Below are 18513 nucleotides of genomic sequence, written 5' to 3' on the forward strand. Positions count from 1 at the left end.
GCGGAAGGCTCACCGGTGCTCGGCGAGCACCGCGTCCGGTGAGAGCGTGCGGCGCACGAGTGCCTGGACGGTGTCCATGAGCCGGTTGCCGTTGCGGGACGTGTGGTCGCGCAGGACCATATGCGCTTCTGCCGGGGTGAGTTCCCCCGATTCGGCCAGCATGCCGATGGCGATCTCCACGGCCGCCTTGGCCACCACGGCGGCCTCCGCACGCGTGCGGATGTCGGAGGGCCGGGCCGGTTGCGGATTCCAGTGGACCAGGGCGACGGCGGCGACGTCGGCGAGCGCCTGCGCCAGGCCCAGCTCCGTGTCCGGCAGCCCGCCCGGGGTGTTGAGCAGGAGGTTCACCGCCCCGATGGCCTGTTGCCGGACACGCAGGGGCAGCGCGTGCGCTGCTCGGTAGCCGCAGCGCACCGCGAACGGGGCCAGCCGCGGCCAGCGGTCCTCGCTCTCACGCAGGTCGATGGCGTGCACCGGCCGGTTCTCGCGGAAGCAGTCCAGGCAGGGCCCCTCCCCGGACTGCAGCTGGAACAGCTCCACCAGGACGGCCTGATCCTCGGTGACGGCCATCGTGCGCAGGTCCCCGCGGCTGGTGGCCATCATGATGCCGACCGCGTCGGCACCGATGATCTCCACGCAGTGCCGGGCCAGCCGGTCCAGCAGCGTGACCGGATCGGCGTCCTCGGCGAGGGGATCGGCGAGCGCGACGAACGCCTCGGCGAGCTGCGCCTCACGGTTCATGAACGTTCACCGTCCCTCTGCGCCGTCAGGCCGATCGTCCTCCGCGTCCTGCTCCGTGTCCGACTCCGACCGGAAGGAGAAGCTGCGGGTGACGAGGTCGGTGGCCACCTGACTCACCGTGCGTCCCTGGGTGAAGGCACGTGCCCGCATCCGGTCCAGGGCCTGGCCCGGATCCAGTCCCAGCTGGACCATCACCATTCCGATGGCCTGGCGGACCTCGGTGTGATCAGCCTGTGCGGCGGCCACCCATGACGCTACTCCGTCCAGGTCGCCTCGGGGGAAACCGCCGACGACGGTGTCCAGATTCAGTACGGCGAAGGTGACCGCGTCCCGCACCAGCAGGGCGATCCGCAGATCGCGCTCGGACAGAGCGCCGCTCGTGCCCCGGTACAGGTCGAGGGTGCCGATCGCCTGGGCGCTGGTGCCCAGCGGCAGCGAGAACACCGCTCGTACGCCCAGTTCCACGGCGTGTTGGGCGAAGACGGGCCAGCGGCGCGCGTCCGGGCCCTGGGTGAGATCAGCGGCCAGTACCGGCGCGGTCCGGTCGAGCGCGCTCTGGCACGGCCCGTCGCCGAGCGTGTACTGCGCTTCCGCCAGCCGGGCGGCAGTGCGGTCGCTGGCACACCACGTGGCCTGCATGGCGTCCCCAGCCGCGATGCAGACGGAGGCTCCGGTGATCGGAAGCATGCGTACACAGGCACGGCACAGCACATCGGGCACTTGCTGGGCATCGACATCCATGGCGACGCCCGAAAGGTCATCCGAGATCTGCCGCCCCTCGTCCTCCTCGGACGGGCGGCCGCCGACCTCCAGGCGGTCTTGGTCGTCGCGGTTCTCGGGCCGCATCGGAGTCACCTCTGCCCGGTCGCGCGGGATCGGCGGACATGGCCCGCCGGTGGGACCGACCACGGCGCCGAGGCGGGTCAGTTGCCCCGCGCCGTCGGGCCGGCCTTGACTCACGGGTCCCCCCACTGCGCCGTTGCCAACGTCCACGTCCAGGAATATCTGCCGGTATCACCAACCCACCCCGAGTTCAGCCCTGACCGCCCCGCTCGCCCGTCAGGCGACGGACCACGACCAGCAGGTCCAGCGCGGCCAACAGGGCCAGCACCGCGCACACGGCGGCGAGCGTGGCCGTCACCCCGCGCCCCGGGCTGTCGCCGGGCCCGGAGTGCGCGGACCATACGGCGAACAGCGTGGCCGCGGCGGCGAAGACCGGCAGGAACACTCCGGAGAGCAGCAGCCGCAGGCGCAGCGGGCTCTGGGCGGTGCGCGGTTCGGTGCCGGTTCTCGGCGAGCGGCGGCCGACCCAGCCTGAGCGCGGCCGCGCCACCTGTCCGGGACGCTTGTCGTTCATCGCGAGCCTCCCTGCGATGTGGATCAGTTGTTCGGATCGGCCTTGCTGATGTCCGCCAGGACATAGTGCGGGTCCTCAGCCACCACGAGGTCGCCGAGGCTGACGATGCCCGCCGGCGCGCCGCCGTGTTCGACGACGGGAAGCCTGCGCACGCGGCATTGACGCATCAGCTCGACCGCGCGTCCGGTGGGGCGACATCACCTCGCGTATCGGCCGGGTCATGGGCACCTCCAGGGGCGACGGGGTCCTGCACCGGGCCGACTAGCCCTCCCCGGCGAACCCAAACAACAGCCACCCGTCGGGTCGGCCACGGTTACCGGGACGGCACTCCGGGTACCCCGTCCGGTGCTCGCCAGGTGATCACACCAGGCGCTCGCCTCGGGGAACGTCCCTAAGGAGTGATGGCCGGATGACAAGCGCGGATGAGCTCCCCGTTCTCCGGACACTCCGCGAACTGGCAATGCTCGTGGAGCGCGGTCGGCACGTGTTCGTCCGGTGGTCGCACGGCCCCGAGGCGGACCTGAAGGACGTGGCCAGTACGGACGACCTCACCGGCGTACGCCTGTCCGGGCTGTCCGCCAATCCCCTTGAGGTCGAACCGTGGTGGGAGGACCGGCCCATCGAGCTGTGGGTGGCCCGGCGTCTGTACGACTACTCCCACCTGCCCAGGGAGAAGGGCGAGGGAGTGCGCCCATGGGTCCTGAACGGCCGCGTGACGGGGCGCGGTCCTGACAACGAGCCGCTCGTCCGCGATGTCGAGCCCATCGGCTGGATCGAGGAGAGCGTCATCGACGAGGCGCGCGCCGAAGTCGCCCGCCAGCAAGGCTCTTGGGGGCCTTTGCGCCGCGACCGGAAATGAACCGGGACACCGCACTCACGCCCTCCCCCCCTCCGGGGGCGGAGTTTCGGTCGCGTCCCCCGGGTACTCGGGAGCCACGAACGGAACACGAGCAGTGAAAGACCAAGGAGGTGCCTCCCCCATGGAATCCGGCACCAGCACAGAGACCAGCCCGGCACGTCACAACCGCGGGACCAGGGACGGTGTGGGACTCCCCGCGCGAGTCTCCCGCGGTGACGAGGACAGCGGGCCGGAGGCCCTGGAGCTGGAGAGCAATATCGTCCGAGGCGAGGATTGAGCACGCCGGCCATGGACAGCACCACTCGGCTCTCGCTGCGCGAGCGCCTCATTCTGAAGCACATCGAGACGGAGTTGCGGCGTGACCGCCGCCTGCAGCGCACTCTGCGCGCCCCGGGGCGCGACCCCTGGCTGCCCACCGCTGTGACCCTTCTCGGCGTCGCGTCGGCCTTCCTCATGGTCGTCGGTATCCGTACCTCGGATCCCGCCGTCATCTGGGCCTTCGCCGCGCTGTGGCCCCTCACCCTCCTGCAGGCGTTCCGCCTGCTGTGCCGCTGGTCGAAACCGCGCGACATCCGGTGAGGGGCGGCCCTGCGGAGGGCGGTTCGGTGCGCGGGGGCGCGGGTACCCAGCGAAGCCCCCGACGGCAGGAAAACGCGATGACTGACAAGAACCCCGTGAAGGACGCCGCCCAGAAGATCGCCGACGCGTTGCGCGACGGCCCGGCGGACGGCGTACCGGGCCGGCCCGCGGTCCAGGCACCGCCGGTCGCCGAGCCCACCGAACCCCGCGACCCGCTGGCGGCCAAGCCCGATCAAGGTGCCCCGGAGAACGTCGGCCCCACCGGCGCGGACCCGGCAGTGAGGGCGCAGAGCAGCGCCCGTCTGACCACCGCTCAGGGAAACCGTCTCTACGACACCGACCACTCCCTGAAGGCCGGCGACCGCGGCCCCGTCCTGCTCCAGGACCATCATCTGCGGGAGAAGATCACCCACTTCGACCACGAGCGCATCCCCGAGCGCGTCGTGCACGCCCGCGGCGCCGCCGCCCACGGCGTGTTCCAGGGCTACGGCACGGCCGACGGGGTCACCAAGGCGGCCTTCCTGGGCAGGGACATCGAGACGCCCGTATTCGTACGGTTCTCCACCGTCCTCGGCTCTCGCGGCTCCTCCGACACCGTGCGCGACACCCGCGGTTTCGCCACGAAGTTCTACACCAGCGAGGGCACCTTCGACCTGGTCGGCAACAACATCCCGGTCTTCTTCATCCAGGACGCGATCAAGTTCCCGGACGTCATCCATGCCGGAAAGCCGCACCCCGACCGGGAGATCCCCCAGGCGCAGAGCGCCCACGACACCTTCTGGGACTTCGTCACCCTGCACACGGAGGCCACCCATCACACGCTGTGGAACATGTCCGACCGGGGCATCCCGCGGTCGTTCCGCATGATGGAGGGCTTCGGCATACACACCTTCCGCCTGGTGAACGCCGAGGGTGCCACCACGCTGGTGAAGTTCCACTGGAAGCCGAAGCTCGGCGTCCACTCGCTGGTGTGGGAGGAAGCCCAGCTCATCAACGGCATGGACCCGGACTTCCACCGGCGCGACCTGGCCGACGCCATCGAGGCGGGCGCGTACCCGCAGTGGGAGCTCGGCATCCAGACCTTCCCGGACACGGCCGAGCAGACCTTCGAGGGCATCGACCTACTGGACCCGACCAACATCGTCCCGGAAGAGCTGGCGCCCGTGCAGCCGGTCGGCCTGCTCACGCTGAACGCCAACCCGTCCAACTACTTCGCCGAGACCGAACAGGTCGCCTTCCACCCCGGCCACCTGGTCCCCGGCATCGACATCACCGACGACCCGCTGCTGGCCGGCCGGCTCTTCTCCTACCTGGACACCCAGATCAGCCGACTGGGCGGGCCGAACTTCGCGCAGCTCCCGATCAACCGCACACACGCGCCGGTCAACGACATGCTGCGGGACGGCATGCACCAGACGGCCGTCCACACAGGCGTGGCGCCCTACCGGCCCAACTCCCTCGACGGCGGCTGCCCCTTCCTGGCGGGCGCGGACACCGGGGCGTACATCGAGACGCCCGTTCAGGTGCCCGAAGCGACCAAGGTCAGGGATGCCCCCACCTCGTTCGCGGACCACTTCAGCCAGCCGCGACTGTTCTGGCTCAGCATGACGCCGGTGGAGCGGGAGCACATCGTAGGGGCGTACACCTTCGAACTGAACAAGTGCTACGAGCCGGCGATCAGGGAGCGGGCACTTCAGGTGCTCGCCAACATCGACCCCGAGCTGTGCGAGCAGGTCGCCACCGGGCTCGGCCTTCCCGCACCCGAGGCCACCGCCCCGCTGACCACCCCCGACCCGAGCCCCGCCCTCTCGCAGGTCGGCGGGACCTGGCCGCTGGACGGTCGCGTCATCGGCATCGTCACCGACGAGGACGGCGATCTCGAGGGCGTACGCACCGTCCGCGAGACGATTCTGCGGGCCGGAATGGTCCCCCTGATCATTGCCCCGTCCGGCGGGAAACTCGACGCGGACGGCGAGCCACTCGCCGTGCAGCGCACTTTCGCCACGGCCCGTTCCATCGAGTACGACGCCGTCCTGCTCGCGGGTGCCCCGGGACCCGGCGCCGACGCGTACGGCGCGCGGGACGCCAAGGCCGGGGACACGGGAGCCGACGGGACGACGGATCCCAGGGTCGCGCTGATGCTGGCCGAGGCCTTCCGGCACGGCAAGGCGATCGGTGGCTGGGCCGGTGCGGAGTCCGCCCTGGCGAGGGCGGGCATCCCCGCCGACGCCGCCGGCGTGGTGACCGCGGACAGCGGGTCGAGCGCTTTGGAACAGATCACCGGGCTGCTGGGCGAGCACCGGGTCTGGAATCGATTCGCGACCCACCTCTGACCCTCGCGGTCGGCGACTACCGGAACGGTACGGCGATGAGCAGCGACAGCACACTCCCGGGCGAGGTTGTCTCCAGCCAGTCGGTGTTCGGCGCGCCGTGCTGGGTCAGCCTGACCACGCGTGATCTGACGGCCGCGCAGGACTTCTACCACGCGGTGCTCGGCTGGGAGTGGCGCGCGAGCCGGCTCGGCGAACAGTTCCGCGTCGCGCAGGTGGACGGGGTGCCGGTCGCGGGAGTCGCGGCGGTCGCCTCCCAGCCGACGGCCGCCGCCTGGACCCCGTACTTCGCGGTGACCAGCGCCGACGAGGCCGTGGCCCGCAGCCGCGAGCGCGGCGGGACGACCGCCGTCGGGCCGATCTCGCTGCCGCCGGGCCGGGCCGCGCTGCTCGCCGACCGGAACGGAGCGGTCTTCGGCGTCTGGGAGGGCGAACTGGTGGCCGGCTGGGAGGAGTGGCGCCGCGCGGCACCCGTCTTCGTACGGCTGCACACCCGCGATGCCTTCGACGCCGCGATGTTCTACGGCGAGGTCCTGGAGTGGGCGTCCGGGCGCCCCGGTTGTTGCGAGGTCGACTACGACGGGGACGAGGTCCTCCTGCTCAGCCGGGGCGATGTGGTGGCCCGGATCCACTCGGGCGTCCCGAAGACGGCGTGCGGCCGCGCCGTCGGGCCGCACTGGCGGATCCACTTCGCGGTCTCCGACGTGGACGCCTGTGTCCGGGCCGCGCGAGCCCACGGCGGCGGGGTGTCGGACGAAGGAACGGATGGCGCCGAAGCGGTCCTGCTCGATCCCGACGGGGCGTGCTTCACGGTGACGGCGCGAGCGCCACACTGAGCGTGGCGGCAAGGGGCCGCCCGACGTGCAGAGCCGTCCTCATCGGGTACCCGGCGGCCGAAGGGCGGTGACCGGCGCCGCCGAACCCAGGAAAGGGGAAGGCCATGGCCCAGCACGTACGCGACATCATGACCGGTTCTCCCGTGACCGTGGAACCTCAGACTTCGGTGACGGCGGTGGCCCGGCTGATGCGCGATCAGAACATCGGAGCCGTCCTGGTGACCGAGGACGACCGGCTGCGCGGCCTGGTCAGTGACCGCGACCTGGTGGTACGCGCTCTCGCGGAGGGCGGCGACCCCGAGCAGACCACCGTGGCCAAGGCGTGCAGTGAGGACCTGGTCACCGTGAGCCCCGACGAGGATCTGGACCACGCGGTGGAGTTGATGCGCGAGCACTCGATCCGCCGTATCCCGGTCGTCGACGACGGTCACCCCGTGGGCATCGTCTCCCTCGGCGACATGGCCATGGAACGCGACCCGGAGTCGGCGCTCGGTGACATCAGCGCGGCGAAGTCCAACACGTAGGCAGGTCCGCCGCACGGCTCCAGGCCGCGCGTTTCGGTGACCCCGCTCGGGCAACTGGGCGGGGTCGCTCTCTGCCCCGGCACATCCACCGCCCCGGCGACGCGCGGCATTCACCGTCGTGCGGGGCGCCGTTTGAGACAGGGCCGCCAGGCAACTCGGCCCCCAAGCGCACCAGCGCATTCGTCTGCATCCCGGACGTGCGGAGAGAGGGATGAGCCATGAACGAGAAGAACCCCGACCCGGACCCCTTCACCACCCCAGGTCTTGAACCCGGCGGAGGCGTTCCGCCCGGTGAGACCCCGCCGGCGGAAGGCAGCACACCGTGGGCCGGTCCGCAGGAGACGTACAACCCGCCGAAGGGATGGGCCAAGGGCCCCCTGACGCTCATCATCATCGTCGTCGTGCTCTGCGCGGCGTTCTTCCTCGCCTTCGCGCTCGTGCTGGCCCGGTGAGACCGCGAGCCGCACGGGCACCCGTACGGAGAACCACCCCTGAGGAGATGACTGGGATGCTGTTCATCGGACTGATCCTCCTCGCGGCCACCGGCGCCTTCACCGGCCTGGTGATCGCCGGCAACCTGTCCGGCGGCCCCGAGTACACCGTGTCGATGCTCGACCACCCCATCGCGACCATGAACACGCTCGCCATCTTCAGCGCCGGTCTGGCCCTGGCCCTCATCTTCTGCCTGGGGCTGGCCGCGGCGATGCGCGCGACGGTACGCCACCACCACAGGGGCCCACGGGCCTACGACGCCCGCGTCGGCGGACCTCACGAGACAGCGACGTAGGCGCGGGGACGCCTGCGCTCACACCACGTTGGCCGAACCCTGACGGCGCAGCTGGTGGAGGGCCGGGCCGTCCGGGCGGTGACGCCGGTGGCCAGGGCGTCGTCGACGAGGATCACGGTCCGGCCCCTGACCCGGACAGCGGGCCGCCCCGCCCGGTAGAGGTGCTCGAGTCAACGGACCTCGGTTCGCTGCCGGGCGGCTTTTTGCGCGAACTGGTCCTTCGTCAGGTCGAGCAGTGCCGCCGCGGCCTGGTCGAAGAGAGGTCGGTGAGGATTGATGTCTCGACTCACGTTCCAGGACACCGAGCCCGCGGACCGACGACTTCGGTCACCGCCGCGGCGAGGTGCTGCCGCAGCGGATCGGGCAGGGGTGCTCCGGTGACCGCGGACACGAGGTCCTGGGCCAGGTGGTGGAGTTTGATGTTGGTGTGCTGTGAGACCGCGACCAGGACGCTCCAGGCGTCCGTGGCATTCAGACCGAAGGACGCCATCAGGACGCCACGAGCCATGTCGATGACCGGCCGGGTCTGCATGGCCCGCTTGAGCTGGACGACTTCGATCCGCAGATCATCCTCGGCGTCCTCGCGCAACGCGTCCTCCGGGGCAGCGTCGTGCGCGGTGGAGGCAGGCACGAAGGCGAACAGCGACGACGTGTGGGTGAGGGCGAGCAGTCTGGCGACCGCTGGGCCGACGGACCGGATGTTCAGTGTCTTGGCGTTTTCCAGGGCGAGCCCACGGATGTGCAGCAGGACGTTGAGCCCGGAGCAGTCGCAGAACTCCACCCCGGACAGGTCGAGGTCCACGCCCCTGACCGAACGCGTCAGGGCTTCGCGCAGGCCGTGCTGCAGTACTTGGTCGGTGTCGATGTCGATCTCGCCGACGGCGACCACGACGACGCGGTCACCGGCGGGATGCGTGTCGATTTTCAACAGGGTCGAGGAGTGGCCCCTTGCCGAGCCGGCCGGGGCCGCGAAAGCGACGTCGGCCCCGCCCTCGAGCTGCGGGGAAAGTACCTGTTCTCGCATGGCGGCCCCTCCTGAGGCAGGCGCCATTTCTGTTCCTCCAGCGTCAACCTCCGCACGTCGTAGGTCAAGAGATGCATGAAATGCCTTTCACCCTTTTGTATACGTGAACGCCCCGTCGTACCCTCGAAACATGGGCGCCGTACCTGAGATGCAGACGGGTTGGACATTTCTCACCAACCATGCACGGGTGCTGGCCGCCATCGCCGACGATCCGGGCACCCGTATCCGCGACATAGCCGCGCGCTGCCGGCTCACCGAGCGCGCCGTTCAGAAGATCATTTCAGACCTGGAGCAGGACGGGTACCTCACCCACACCCGTCAGGGCCGTTCGAACGCGTACCGCATCGAAGAGGGCACCATCCTGCGGCATCCGGCCGAGGCCGGGCTGGCCGTGGAGGGCCTGTTGTCCCTCCTCGCCCAGCACGACGAGGGCGAGCGGCGCGGAAGTTCGTAGGGCTCCAGCAGCGCCCTTCGCGGGCGCACGTGGACAAGTGTGGATCTTCCGTTACAGGGGACTGGGAACGGAGACACACACGAGACCCATGGGCCCTGAGCGACCTGACGTGCTCCCGGCGGTCGCCGGTGGAGCACCTGGCACGGCAGACACCTCTTCCGTCGTACGGGGTCTCGTGGTCCGCCCCGCTACGGAGGAGCCCGATGACCACCGAGACCCGTCCACCGTCCGCATCGCCGAATCTGCGAACGCTGCCGGGTGTCTACGAGCCCCAGGACGACACCCGCCTGCTGACCGAGGCCATGCGGCGCGAGGACATCGGCCCCGGCACGGAAGTGCTCGACCTCGGCACGGGCAGCGGAGCCCTCGCCGTGGAGGCGGCGCGCCTCGGTGCCCGCGTCACCGCGGTCGACATCTCCTGGCGGGCGGTGGCGACCGCGCGCCTCAACGCGATGATCCGCCGTCAGAACATCACCGTGCGCCGCGGCGACCTCGTCTCCGCCGTGCCGGGCCGGTCCTTCGACCTGGTGGTGAGCAATCCGCCGTACGTGCCCTCGCCGGACAAGTGGCCGCCGAAAGGCGCGGCCCGTTCCTGGGACGCGGGGCCGGACGGACGACTGCTCCTGGACCGTATCTGTGCCGCCGCCCCCGCGGTGCTGCGGCCGTCGGGCGTCCTCCTCGTCGTGCACTCCGGCCTGTGCGACGTCGAGGCCACGCTGGAGCGTCTGACGTGCGCGGGGCTGAGCGCCTCGGTGACCGAGCGGGCGTTGATTCCGTTCGGACGGGTACTGCGGTCCCGACTGGCGTGGCTGCGCGCCCAGGGCCTGCCCGCCACCACAACGCTGGAGGAGCTGGTGGTCGTCCGTGCCGAAAACGCCTGAGCGTCCGCGCCGCGTCCGGATGGAGCGCAACGGTCCGCTGCTCGTCGAAGGCCCGGTCGAAGTGATCGGCGACGACGGCAGCGTGCACGTCTCCCGACGGTTCACCGTCGCCCTGTGCACCTGCCGGCGCAGCCGCACTTACCCCTGGTGCGACACCAGCCACCGCCGGCGCCGGAACCCGGCGGCCGATTCACCGTCCGACCGGACGCCCGATACGGAAGGGAACGCATGATGTCGGCTCGCCGTGAACCGCGGTCGGCCAGGCCGCCCCTGCCCACAGCGCGCGGACCGCTCTCCTCGGGTGTCATAGCCGCGTTGCGCCGCGCGGATCCGCCCTCCTGGAACGAATCCGAGGCCGCCCACGCCGATCCCTACGGAGCGGATCTCCAGCTCGCCCTGTACGTCCTGTACGAGCTGCACTACCAGGGCTTCGACGGCGTGGACGACGACCGTGAGTGGGACCCGGACCTCCTCCGTCCGCGCCGCGCCCTCGAACAGCGTTTCCTCGGCGCGCTGCGGGCCGATGTTCCCGGGCCCGTCCCGGTGCGGCGCGCGCTCGACGACCTCCTCGCCGAACCGGTCGGCGACGACGGCACGAGCGTCACCCACTATCTGCGGCGCGAGGGCGAACCACGGCACCTCGAGGAGTACGCGGCGCTGCGCTCGCTCTACCACCTCAAGGAGGCGGACCCGCACGCCTGGGTGATCCCCCGGCTCTTCGGGCGCGCCAAAGCGGCCATGGTGGCAGTGGAGTTCGACGAGTTCGGCGCCGGGCGCGCGGAGGAGATCCATGCCCGGCTGTTCGCCGATCTGATGGACGACCTCGGCCTGGACACCGCCTACGGGGCCTACCTGGACTCCGCCCCGGCCGAGGCCCTCGCCCCCGTGAACCTGATGTCCCTGCTGGGCCTGCACCGGGCCCTGCGCGGCGCGCTCGTCGGCCACTTCGCCGCAGTCGAGGTGACCTCGTCCCCGGGCTCACGCCGACTGGCCGAGGCCCTGCGCCGCGTCGGCGCCGGACCGGCCGCCGTCCGGTTCTACGACGAGCACGTGGAGGCGGACGCCGTACACGAGCAGGTCGTACGCCATGACGTGATCGGAGGTCTGCTGGAGAGCGAACCCTGGCTCGAGGCCGACGTCGTCTTCGGTATCCAGGCGACCAGCCTGCTGGAAGAGCGCCTCGGCCGCCGGCTCCTCGAAGCGTGGCGGGATGGCCGTTGCGCGCTGCGCACCACCTCGGCCGTGGCGGCCCGCGTCGAGCGGCCGCACTCCTCCACCGAGCGAGAAAGGCAGCACACATGAAGGACACCGGACAGCAGAACCCCGTCGAACAGCACCCCAGGCCGGACTTTCCGCAGCAGGACCAGCAGCACCCGGGATGGACCGGCCCCATGGACCCGCCGCCGGACCACGGCGAGGAGTCCTACCAGGGCAGTGGTCTGCTGACGGACCGGAAGACGGTTCTGACGGGCGGCGACTCCGGCATCGGCCGGGCCGTGGCGCTGGCCTACGCGCGCGAGGGCGCGGACGTCCTGTTCACCCATCTGCCCGAGGAGGCCGACGAAGCCCGCGAGACCTCCCGGCTCGTCGAGGACGCCGGCCGCAAGGCGATCGCGGTGGCCTGCGACATCCGCGACGAAGAACAGTGCCGCCGGCTCGTCGAACGCGCGGTGGCGGAGTTCGGCCGCATCGACATCCTGGTCAACAACGCCGCCTACCAGATGTCACAGCCGGACGGAATCGGTGCCATCTCGACCGAGCAGTTCGACCGCGTTCTGCACACGAACCTCTACGGCATGTTCTGGCTGTGCAAGATGGCTCTTCCGCACATTCCGGCCGGCGGCTCGATCATCAACACGACGTCCGTGCAGGCCTACAAGCCGAGCCCGCACCTCCTCGACTACGCCATGACCAAGGGCGCCATCGTCACCTTCACCCAGGGGCTGGCGCAGATGCTCGCCTCCGACGGCATCCGCGTCAACGCGGTGGCGCCGGGCCCCGTCTGGACCCCCCTGATCCCCGCGACGCTGCCGGACACCACCGAGTTCGGCAAGCAGGCGCCGCTGGGACGGCCCGCGCAGCCCGCCGAAATGGCCCCTGCCTACGTCTTCCTCGCATCCCAGCGGGCGAGCTTCATCACCGCGGAGATCCTGAACGCCACCGGCGGCACACCGCTGCCCTGACTCACCCCGCATCGGTTCGGCGGGCCGAGGCGCTTCGTCGCACCGGCGCGGGGCACTCGGGCCGCATGGACAACAACGCGGGCGAGCAGATGTCGTACTGGATGGAGACGGCGCCCCCGGGAAGCCTTCACCCGCCCCTGGGCACCGACGTCACCGTCGACGTGGCCGTGATCGGGGCGGGAATCGCCGGTCTCAGCGCCGCGTGGGAGCTGGCGCGTAGCGGCCGCAGCGTGGCGGTACTGGAGGCGGACCGGATCGCCGCGGGCGTCACCGGGCACACCACCGCCAAGCTGAGCGCTCTGCACACCCTCATCTACGACCGGCTGCGGCGTACCCGGGGCAGCGAGGGCGCGAAGCTGTACGCACGTTCACAGACCGAGGCGATCCAGCATGCCGCCGCAGTGGCGGACGAACTGGGCATCGACTGCGACTGGGAGGACACCGAGGCCTTCACCTTTGCCCAAGAAGGCGCGCGCGTCGACGAGTTGAGGGCCGAGGCGGACGCCGCTCGGGAGGCCGGTCTGCCCGCCGAGTTCGTGACCGAGACGGGGCTGCCGTTCCCCGTCGCCGGGGCGGTCCGCGTCGCGGAGCAGGCCCAGTTCCATCCGCGCAAGTATCTCCTCGCGCTCGCCGACGACCTGCGCGCTCAGGGCGCGCTGATCCACGAGCGCACCCGGGTCGAAGGCCTCAAGGAGGGGGAACCCTGTCGCCTCACGACCGAGGCGGGAGCGACGGTGACAGCCGCGGACGTGGTCGTCGCCACGCACTACCCGATCTTCGACCGGGCGCTGCTCTTCACCCGGCTGTCCCCCCGCCGCGAACTGGTCCTGGCCGCGCCCGTTCCCTCCGGCCTCGCCCCGCGCGGCATGTTCATCACCCCCGAACAGGGCACCCGCTCGCTGCGCACGGCCCCCTACCAGGACGGCGGGCGCCTGCTGATCGTCACCGGCGAGCACTTCACCCCCGGCACCGGCGACGCGGGGGAGCGCTTCGAACGGCTCGCCGACTGGGCAACCGGGCACTTCGGGCAGCTGACCTTCACCCACCGGTGGGCCACGCAGGACAACGACTCCACCGACTCCGTACCCCTCGTCGGTCCGCTGCACGCGGCGAGCCGGCATACGTACGTCGCCACCGGCTTCGGCGGCTGGGGCCTGAGCGGCGGCATCATGGCGGGCCGTCTCCTCGCGGACCTGATCGACGGCCGCGAGCCGCCGTGGAGCGGCCTGTACGACCCCCGCCGGGTGCGCACCGCGGTGCGTGAGGCGCCGGCCTTCCTCAAACACCAGGCCCAAGTCGCCCGGCACTTCATCGGCGACCGGCTCTCCTCGTCCTCGGATGTCTCCCTGGACCGGATCGCCGCCGGAGACGGCGCGGTCGTCCGGGTCGACGGCCGCCGCTGCGCGGTCTACCGCGACGAGGACGGCGGTGTGCACGCCGTCTCCGCGAGGTGTACGCATCTGGGCTGTCTGGTCGCCTTCAACCGGACGGAACGAGCCTGGGAGTGCCCCTGCCACGGCTCGCGCTTCGGGCCGGACGGAGAGATCCTCCAGGGACCGGCGACCCGGCCGCTCGAGCGCCGAGACATCTGACGCGGACGCGGTGCGCGGTCAGGTGTCCTGGCCGTCATCCCGCACGGCGCGTGTGCCGAGGCCGAGATGCTGTTCGAGTTCGCGCCGGATGTCGCTGCACAGATCGCCCGTGCGCGCCCACTCGATGATCAGCTCGGCCACATGCCGCAGCTTGATGTTGGTCCGCTGGGAGATGCTCCGCAGGACGTCCCAGCCCTCATCGGGCGTCAGGCCGCCCAGGGCGAGGATGACTCCTATCGCCTGATCCACCGTGGCGTGCGCGTGCACAGCGTGCTTGAGCTGGAGGTTCTCGTCCTCCAAGGCCACGACCTTGGTCACGACCTGTTCCAACGGATTCGGAGCGTCTTCCTGTCGGCTCGTGTCCGGCGTCAACATCGCCTCCGAAGTCTGGGGGAACCCGGTGTCACCGTTGCCATTACAGTCCCTGCCCCAGGCCTTCGGGGTAAGACATGCCGTCGCGACGGGAGCCGCTCCGCAGCCGAACGAGTGCCGCGTGCGGGCCGGGGGAGTGTTTCGCACCGCTGGGGTACTCGCTCCGCGGCCCAGCGGCAAGGCATGGCCAGAGCGGATCAGCGAATCCGGATTGAGGAGGCGTCCATGAGCCGGGAGTGGTGCGGGGAGCCCGAGGACACCCGGGAGGCCGCGTGACGGCGCCGGAGCGGCCGGATCCGAGCTCCTCCGAGGCCCCGGAGCGAGGTCCTGGCGAGAGGTTCGTGGACGCCGTCGACGCGCGGCTTCCGGTGACGGACGGCGCCGGAAGGCTGCTCCGCAAGGCCTTCCCCGACCACTGGTCCTTCTACCTGGGCGAGTTGGCGCTCTACAGTCTGATCGTGCTGGTGCTGACCGGCGTGTGGCTGACGCTGTTCTTCAAGCCGGAGATGCGGGAAGTGACGTACGCGGGACAGTACGTGCCGCTGCGGGGCGTGCGGATGTCGGAGGCCTTCGACTCCACCCTCCACATCAGCTTCGACGTCCGCGGCGGTCTGCTCATCCGGCAGATGCATCACTGGGCGGCGCTCGTCTTCGTCGCTGCCATCGGCCTGCACATGCTGCGGATCTTCTTCACCGGGGCCTTCCGCAGGCCCCGGGAGATGAACTGGGTCATCGGTCTCACACTGTTCGTGCTCGCGCTCGCCGAGGGCTTCGCGGGCTATTCGCTGCCGGACGACCTGCTCTCCGGTACGGGGCTGCGGATCGCGCAGGGCATCATGCTGTCCATCCCGATCGTGGGCACGTATGTGAGCATGTTCGTGTTCGGCGGCGAGTTTCCCGGGCATGAGATCATCCCCAGGCTCTACGGCCTGCACATCCTGCTGCTGCCCGGCGCGCTGATCGCTCTGGTCACCGTGCATCTGATCCTGGTCTTCTATCTCAAGCACACCCAGTGGCGCGGACCGGGCAGGAGCAACAGGAACGTCGTCGGCAAACCGCTCTTCCCGCAGTTCGCCGTCTCCTCGGTCGGCCTCTCCCTCATCGTCTTCGGAGTGCTGACCCTGCTCGGCGGTATCGGCCAGATCAACCCGGTGTGGACGTACGGCCCCTACCGCCCGGACCAGGTGTCCACCGGCTCCCAGCCCGACTGGTACGTCGGTTTCCTCGAGGGCTCCCTGCGGCTGGTGCCGCCCTGGGAGACGAACATCGCCGGGCACACCATCATGTGGAACGTCCTGCTGCCGGCCGTGGTCCTGCCCACGCTGCTCTTCGCCGTCCTCTACCTCTACCCCTTCGTCGAGCAACGGCTGACGGGCGAGGGGCACCACGAACAGCACCTGTGCGACCGGCCGCGCGAACGGCCCGTCCGTACCGGACTCGGCGTCGCCGGCATCACCTTCTACGGTGTCCTCCTGCTGGCCGGGGGCAACGACGTCGTGGCGCAGTCGTTCCGTATCTCGGTGAACACACTGACCTGGGTGCTGCGCATCGGCCTCGTCGTGGCGCCCGTCCTGGCGTTCATGCTCGCCCGGCGGCTGTGCCACGCCCTGCTGGAAGCCGAACGGGAACGTCTGGAGGAGGGCGAGGAGTCCGGCGAGGTACGGCAGTCCGTGGAAGGCGGCTACGAGAGCAGCCACCGCCCCGTCGAGGACTTCCGGCCGGGCGCACCGAGAACGCCGGAGGCGGTCACTGCCGCGGATCGGCGCCCCGGCCCACGTACTGGAACACCATCCCCAGAACACCGCGCGCCAGCACACCGACACCGATGAGGAACAGCCACAGCCCGTAGACCACACCCATGCACAGCACGGCGAAGCCCAGGGCCGTGATCACCGGCCACGGGCTGTGCGCGGGGAAGAACTCCAAGGGCCCGGCGCCGTCGGCCACTTCGGCATCGGTACGGTCCTGTGGGCGTCGTCCCCTGCGCCGATAGGTCATCGCGCAGAAGAACGAGATCAGTGCGGCCATCAGGAACGCGATCACCAGGGCCGCCGTGCCGGCCGGATCGCCGCCGGACCACCAGCCGTAGAGGGCGGCGGTACTCGCGAAGAACGCCGCGACGCCACCGAAGAGCAAGGCCTCGACCTTCATCGCAGTCCCTCCTCCTTCGCCTGCTTGACGATCTGCGGGTGGTGCAGATCGAAGGCGGGCGACTCCGACCTGATCCGGGGAAGGGCGAGGAAGTTGTGGCGCGGCGGCGGGCAGGACGTCGCCCATTCCAGTCCGCGCCCGAAACCCCAGGGGTCGTCCACGTCCACACGCCGCCCGTGCCGTGCCGTGTGCCAGACGTTGTACAGGAACGGCAGGGTGGAGACACCGAGCAGGAACGCGCCCGTCGACGAGAGGGTGTTGAGGGTCGTGAAGCCGTCGGAGGGCAGGTAGTCCGCGTACCGGCGAGGCATTCCCTCCTCACCGAGCCAGTGCTGCACCAGGAAGGTCAGCTGAAATCCGGGGAACAGCAGCCAGAAGTGCAGCTTGCCGAGCCGCTCGTCCAGCATTTTCCCGGTGAACTTGGGCCACCAGAAATAGAAGCCGCCGAACATCGCGAAGACGACGGTGCCGAAGAGCACGTAATGCAGGTGCGCCACGATGAAGTACGAGTCGGTGAGATGGAAGTCCAGTGGCGGGGAGGCGATGAGGACGCCGCTGAGGCCGCCGAGAAGAAAAGACGTCAGGAATCCGAGCGCCCACAGCATCGGGGTCTCGAACGAGAGGGACCCCTTGTTCATCGTGCCGATCCACGCGAAGAACTTGATGCCGGTGGGGACGGCGATCAGGAACGACATCAAGGAGAAGAACGGCAGCAGCACCGCGCCGGTGGCGAACATGTGATGGGCCCAGACAACCGCCGACAGCATGGTGATGGCGATGGTCGCGCCGATCAGCGGCAGATATCCGAAGAGGGGCTTGCGGGAGAACACCGGGAGGATCTCCGAGATGATCCCGAAGAAGGGCAACGCCACGATGTAGACCTCCGGATGCCCGAAGAACCAGAACATGTGCTGCCACAGGATGGCCCCGCCGTTCGCCGCGTCGAAGACGTGCGCGCCGAATTTCCGGTCCGCTTCCAGGGCCAGCAGAGCCGCCGTGAGGACGGGGAAGGCGGGCAGTACCAGAATCGAGGTGAACAGCACGTTCCAGGTGAAGATCGGCATCCGGAACATCGTCAGCCCGGGGGCGCGCAGACAAAGGATCGTGGTGATGAAGTTGACCGCCCCGAGGGTGGTGGACACCCCGGTCACCACCAGGCCCATCACCCACAGATCGCCTCCCGCGCCGGGGGAGTGGTAGGCGCTGTTCAGGGGCGCGTAGGCGAACCAGCCGAAGGCCGCCGCGCCGCCCGGCACCACAAAGCCCGACACCACCATCAGGCCGCCGAACAGATACATCCAGTACGACAGGGCGTTGAGGCGCGGGAAGGCCACGTCGGGCGCGCCGATCTGCAGGGGCATCACCGCGTTCGCGAAGCCGGCGAACATCGGGGTCGCGAAGAGCAGCATCATGATTGTGCCGTGGATGGTGAACAGCTGGTTGTAGGTGTGTTCGTTCATGAACTGCAGCCCGGGGCGGGCGAGTTCGGCCCGCATGGCCAGCGCCAGCAGGCCGGCGAACAGGAAGAAACAGAAAGCGGTGACCATGTAGAGGCGGCCGATCACCTTGTGATCGGTCGTCGAGGCCAGACGCAGCAGCGTGCGGCCCAGGGAGGAGTGGGTGGGCGGTTGTCGCCGGTCGACGTCGTCTCGTTCCGACAGTTCAGTCATCGTCCTCCTCCGCGGGCCCGTCCGGCGTCCGGCTGCCCGGCGGTGTCGCGGGAGACAGGCCGGCCGGACGCGGGAAAGCGCCTGGCGAGTGCCCCGGCCGTCCCGCGGGAAACGGGCCGTATGCCCGGCGACGCTACCGCCGCCGCCCCGGCGTCCGTCCTCGCCACGCCCTC

22 protein-coding genes and 1 pseudogene are annotated in these 18513 nt (G+C 70.1%); 15 read left to right on the forward strand and 8 right to left on the reverse strand.

Annotated features, from left to right (window positions below):
- Nucleotides 1-9 precede the first annotated feature (9 nt).
- From AB0D27_RS08630 to AB0D27_RS08645, 4 genes and pseudogenes are all read right to left on the reverse strand, one after another.
- Nucleotides 10-741, reverse strand: a complete 732-nt coding sequence (locus AB0D27_RS08630) for a GAF domain-containing protein (protein ID WP_362504021.1) — start codon at nucleotides 739-741, stop codon at nucleotides 10-12.
- 6 nt (nucleotides 742-747) lie between these two features.
- On the reverse strand, nucleotides 748-1587 hold the full coding sequence (locus AB0D27_RS08635; protein ID WP_362504024.1) for a GAF and ANTAR domain-containing protein: 840 nt from the start codon (nucleotides 1585-1587) through the stop codon (nucleotides 748-750).
- A 187-nt stretch (nucleotides 1588-1774) separates the two neighbouring features.
- Nucleotides 1775-2098 (reverse strand): DUF6343 family protein, encoded by a 324-nt coding sequence (locus AB0D27_RS08640; protein ID WP_362504027.1) that lies wholly within the window; start codon nucleotides 2096-2098, stop codon nucleotides 1775-1777.
- Nucleotides 2099-2121: 23 nt separating this feature from the next.
- Nucleotides 2122-2277 (reverse strand): annotated as a pseudogene (locus tag AB0D27_RS08645) (CBS domain-containing protein); the annotation flags it as partial.
- Between the two features lie 230 nt (nucleotides 2278-2507).
- Here AB0D27_RS08645 and AB0D27_RS08650 point away from each other — a divergent pair.
- From AB0D27_RS08650 to AB0D27_RS08685, 8 genes are all read left to right on the forward strand, one after another.
- Nucleotides 2508-2957: a DUF6098 family protein gene (locus AB0D27_RS08650; RefSeq protein WP_362504030.1), complete on the forward strand. Its 450-nt coding sequence runs from the start codon at nucleotides 2508-2510 to the stop codon at nucleotides 2955-2957.
- A gap of 121 nt (nucleotides 2958-3078) precedes the next feature.
- Nucleotides 3079-3234 carry a hypothetical protein gene (locus AB0D27_RS08655; protein ID WP_362504032.1) on the forward strand — a complete coding sequence of 52 codons (156 nt, stop codon included), beginning with the start codon at nucleotides 3079-3081 and terminating at the stop codon, nucleotides 3232-3234.
- Nucleotides 3235-3245: 11 nt separating this feature from the next.
- Nucleotides 3246-3536: a DUF3040 domain-containing protein gene (locus tag AB0D27_RS08660; protein ID WP_362504035.1), complete on the forward strand. Its 291-nt coding sequence runs from the start codon at nucleotides 3246-3248 to the stop codon at nucleotides 3534-3536.
- Between the two features lie 77 nt (nucleotides 3537-3613).
- Complete coding sequence (locus tag AB0D27_RS08665; protein ID WP_362504037.1) at nucleotides 3614-5869, forward strand: catalase; 2256 nt, start codon at nucleotides 3614-3616, stop codon at nucleotides 5867-5869.
- Nucleotides 5870-5904: 35 nt separating this feature from the next.
- Nucleotides 5905-6702 (forward strand): VOC family protein, encoded by a 798-nt coding sequence (locus AB0D27_RS08670; protein WP_362504040.1) that lies wholly within the window; start codon nucleotides 5905-5907, stop codon nucleotides 6700-6702.
- A gap of 104 nt (nucleotides 6703-6806) precedes the next feature.
- The gene (locus AB0D27_RS08675; protein ID WP_362504043.1) at nucleotides 6807-7226 is read left to right on the forward strand and encodes a CBS domain-containing protein; all 420 of its coding nucleotides are present in this window, start codon (nucleotides 6807-6809) and stop codon (nucleotides 7224-7226) included.
- 218 nt (nucleotides 7227-7444) lie between these two features.
- A complete protein-coding gene (locus AB0D27_RS08680) occupies nucleotides 7445-7678 on the forward strand; it encodes a DUF6480 family protein (protein WP_362504046.1) in 234 nt (77 codons plus the stop codon).
- A gap of 56 nt (nucleotides 7679-7734) precedes the next feature.
- Nucleotides 7735-8013, forward strand: coding sequence for a hypothetical protein (locus tag AB0D27_RS08685; RefSeq protein ID WP_362504049.1), 279 nt, complete (start codon nucleotides 7735-7737; stop codon nucleotides 8011-8013).
- 286 nt (nucleotides 8014-8299) lie between these two features.
- Here AB0D27_RS08685 and AB0D27_RS08690 read toward each other — a convergent pair whose 3' ends face one another.
- Nucleotides 8300-9037, reverse strand: coding sequence for an ANTAR domain-containing protein (locus AB0D27_RS08690; protein WP_362504052.1), 738 nt, complete (start codon nucleotides 9035-9037; stop codon nucleotides 8300-8302).
- 130 nt (nucleotides 9038-9167) lie between these two features.
- On the opposite strand from AB0D27_RS08690, the gene AB0D27_RS08695 reads away from it, so the two are divergent.
- From AB0D27_RS08695 to AB0D27_RS08720, 6 genes are all read left to right on the forward strand, one after another.
- On the forward strand, nucleotides 9168-9491 hold the full coding sequence (locus AB0D27_RS08695; RefSeq protein ID WP_362504055.1) for a helix-turn-helix domain-containing protein: 324 nt from the start codon (nucleotides 9168-9170) through the stop codon (nucleotides 9489-9491).
- 203 nt (nucleotides 9492-9694) lie between these two features.
- Nucleotides 9695-10372 (forward strand): HemK2/MTQ2 family protein methyltransferase, encoded by a 678-nt coding sequence (locus tag AB0D27_RS08700; RefSeq protein WP_362504058.1) that lies wholly within the window; start codon nucleotides 9695-9697, stop codon nucleotides 10370-10372.
- Entirely contained in the window at nucleotides 10356-10604 is a 249-nt protein-coding gene (locus tag AB0D27_RS08705; protein WP_362504061.1) for a CDGSH iron-sulfur domain-containing protein, read from the forward strand. Before AB0D27_RS08700 ends, AB0D27_RS08705 begins: the two co-directional genes overlap by 17 nt.
- Nucleotides 10604-11674, forward strand: a complete 1071-nt coding sequence (locus AB0D27_RS08710; RefSeq protein WP_362504338.1) for an iron-containing redox enzyme family protein — start codon at nucleotides 10604-10606, stop codon at nucleotides 11672-11674. Before AB0D27_RS08705 ends, AB0D27_RS08710 begins: the two co-directional genes overlap by 1 nt.
- Nucleotides 11671-12555 (forward strand): SDR family oxidoreductase, encoded by an 885-nt coding sequence (locus tag AB0D27_RS08715; RefSeq protein ID WP_362504064.1) that lies wholly within the window; start codon nucleotides 11671-11673, stop codon nucleotides 12553-12555. The genes AB0D27_RS08710 and AB0D27_RS08715 overlap by 4 nt, the downstream gene beginning before the upstream one ends.
- A gap of 65 nt (nucleotides 12556-12620) precedes the next feature.
- On the forward strand, nucleotides 12621-14147 hold the full coding sequence (locus AB0D27_RS08720; protein WP_362504066.1) for an FAD-dependent oxidoreductase: 1527 nt from the start codon (nucleotides 12621-12623) through the stop codon (nucleotides 14145-14147).
- A gap of 18 nt (nucleotides 14148-14165) precedes the next feature.
- Here the strand turns inward: AB0D27_RS08720 and AB0D27_RS08725 are convergent, their stop codons facing one another.
- Nucleotides 14166-14465 (reverse strand): ANTAR domain-containing protein, encoded by a 300-nt coding sequence (locus AB0D27_RS08725; RefSeq protein ID WP_362504069.1) that lies wholly within the window; start codon nucleotides 14463-14465, stop codon nucleotides 14166-14168.
- Nucleotides 14466-14860: 395 nt separating this feature from the next.
- Here AB0D27_RS08725 and AB0D27_RS08730 point away from each other — a divergent pair, with 395 nt between their 5' ends.
- The gene (locus AB0D27_RS08730) at nucleotides 14861-16348 is read left to right on the forward strand and encodes a cytochrome bc complex cytochrome b subunit (protein ID WP_362504340.1); all 1488 of its coding nucleotides are present in this window, start codon (nucleotides 14861-14863) and stop codon (nucleotides 16346-16348) included.
- On the opposite strand, the gene AB0D27_RS08735 is transcribed toward AB0D27_RS08730, so the two are convergent.
- Nucleotides 16266-16670: a cytochrome c oxidase subunit 4 gene (locus AB0D27_RS08735; protein ID WP_362504072.1), complete on the reverse strand. Its 405-nt coding sequence runs from the start codon at nucleotides 16668-16670 to the stop codon at nucleotides 16266-16268. The genes AB0D27_RS08730 and AB0D27_RS08735 overlap by 83 nt on opposite strands.
- Nucleotides 16667-18340: a cytochrome c oxidase subunit I gene (gene ctaD / locus AB0D27_RS08740; RefSeq protein ID WP_362504074.1), complete on the reverse strand. Its 1674-nt coding sequence runs from the start codon at nucleotides 18338-18340 to the stop codon at nucleotides 16667-16669. The genes AB0D27_RS08735 and ctaD overlap by 4 nt, the downstream gene beginning before the upstream one ends.
- Nucleotides 18341-18513: the final 173 nt, after the last annotated feature.

The organism is Streptomyces sp. NPDC048415 (assembly GCF_040651675.1).
GTDB lineage: Bacteria > Actinomycetota > Actinomycetes > Streptomycetales > Streptomycetaceae > Streptomyces.

What these genes read in the sequence shown, in the direction of transcription:
- AB0D27_RS08630 (WP_362504021.1), bottom strand. Translation starts at nt 741, where the DNA reads ATGAACCGTGAGGCGCAGCTCGCCGAGGCGTTCGTCGCGCTCGCCGAT.
- AB0D27_RS08635 (WP_362504024.1), bottom strand. Translation starts at nt 1,587, where the DNA reads ATGCGGCCCGAGAACCGCGACGACCAAGACCGCCTGGAGGTCGGCGGC.
- AB0D27_RS08640 (WP_362504027.1), bottom strand. Translation starts at nt 2,098, where the DNA reads ATGAACGACAAGCGTCCCGGACAGGTGGCGCGGCCGCGCTCAGGCTGG.
- AB0D27_RS08650 (WP_362504030.1), top strand. Translation starts at nt 2,508, where the DNA reads ATGACAAGCGCGGATGAGCTCCCCGTTCTCCGGACACTCCGCGAACTG.
- AB0D27_RS08655 (WP_362504032.1), top strand. Translation starts at nt 3,079, where the DNA reads ATGGAATCCGGCACCAGCACAGAGACCAGCCCGGCACGTCACAACCGC.
- AB0D27_RS08660 (WP_362504035.1), top strand. Translation starts at nt 3,246, where the DNA reads ATGGACAGCACCACTCGGCTCTCGCTGCGCGAGCGCCTCATTCTGAAG.
- AB0D27_RS08665 (WP_362504037.1), top strand. Translation starts at nt 3,614, where the DNA reads ATGACTGACAAGAACCCCGTGAAGGACGCCGCCCAGAAGATCGCCGAC.
- AB0D27_RS08670 (WP_362504040.1), top strand. Translation starts at nt 5,905, where the DNA reads ATGAGCAGCGACAGCACACTCCCGGGCGAGGTTGTCTCCAGCCAGTCG.
- AB0D27_RS08675 (WP_362504043.1), top strand. Translation starts at nt 6,807, where the DNA reads ATGGCCCAGCACGTACGCGACATCATGACCGGTTCTCCCGTGACCGTG.
- AB0D27_RS08680 (WP_362504046.1), top strand. Translation starts at nt 7,445, where the DNA reads ATGAACGAGAAGAACCCCGACCCGGACCCCTTCACCACCCCAGGTCTT.
- AB0D27_RS08685 (WP_362504049.1), top strand. Translation starts at nt 7,735, where the DNA reads ATGCTGTTCATCGGACTGATCCTCCTCGCGGCCACCGGCGCCTTCACC.
- AB0D27_RS08690 (WP_362504052.1), bottom strand. Translation starts at nt 9,037, where the DNA reads ATGCGAGAACAGGTACTTTCCCCGCAGCTCGAGGGCGGGGCCGACGTC.
- AB0D27_RS08695 (WP_362504055.1), top strand. Translation starts at nt 9,168, where the DNA reads ATGGGCGCCGTACCTGAGATGCAGACGGGTTGGACATTTCTCACCAAC.
- AB0D27_RS08700 (WP_362504058.1), top strand. Translation starts at nt 9,695, where the DNA reads ATGACCACCGAGACCCGTCCACCGTCCGCATCGCCGAATCTGCGAACG.
- AB0D27_RS08710 (WP_362504338.1), top strand. Translation starts at nt 10,604, where the DNA reads ATGTCGGCTCGCCGTGAACCGCGGTCGGCCAGGCCGCCCCTGCCCACA.
- AB0D27_RS08715 (WP_362504064.1), top strand. Translation starts at nt 11,671, where the DNA reads ATGAAGGACACCGGACAGCAGAACCCCGTCGAACAGCACCCCAGGCCG.
- AB0D27_RS08720 (WP_362504066.1), top strand. Translation starts at nt 12,621, where the DNA reads ATGGACAACAACGCGGGCGAGCAGATGTCGTACTGGATGGAGACGGCG.
- AB0D27_RS08735 (WP_362504072.1), bottom strand. Translation starts at nt 16,670, where the DNA reads ATGAAGGTCGAGGCCTTGCTCTTCGGTGGCGTCGCGGCGTTCTTCGCG.
- ctaD (WP_362504074.1), bottom strand. Translation starts at nt 18,340, where the DNA reads ATGACTGAACTGTCGGAACGAGACGACGTCGACCGGCGACAACCGCCC.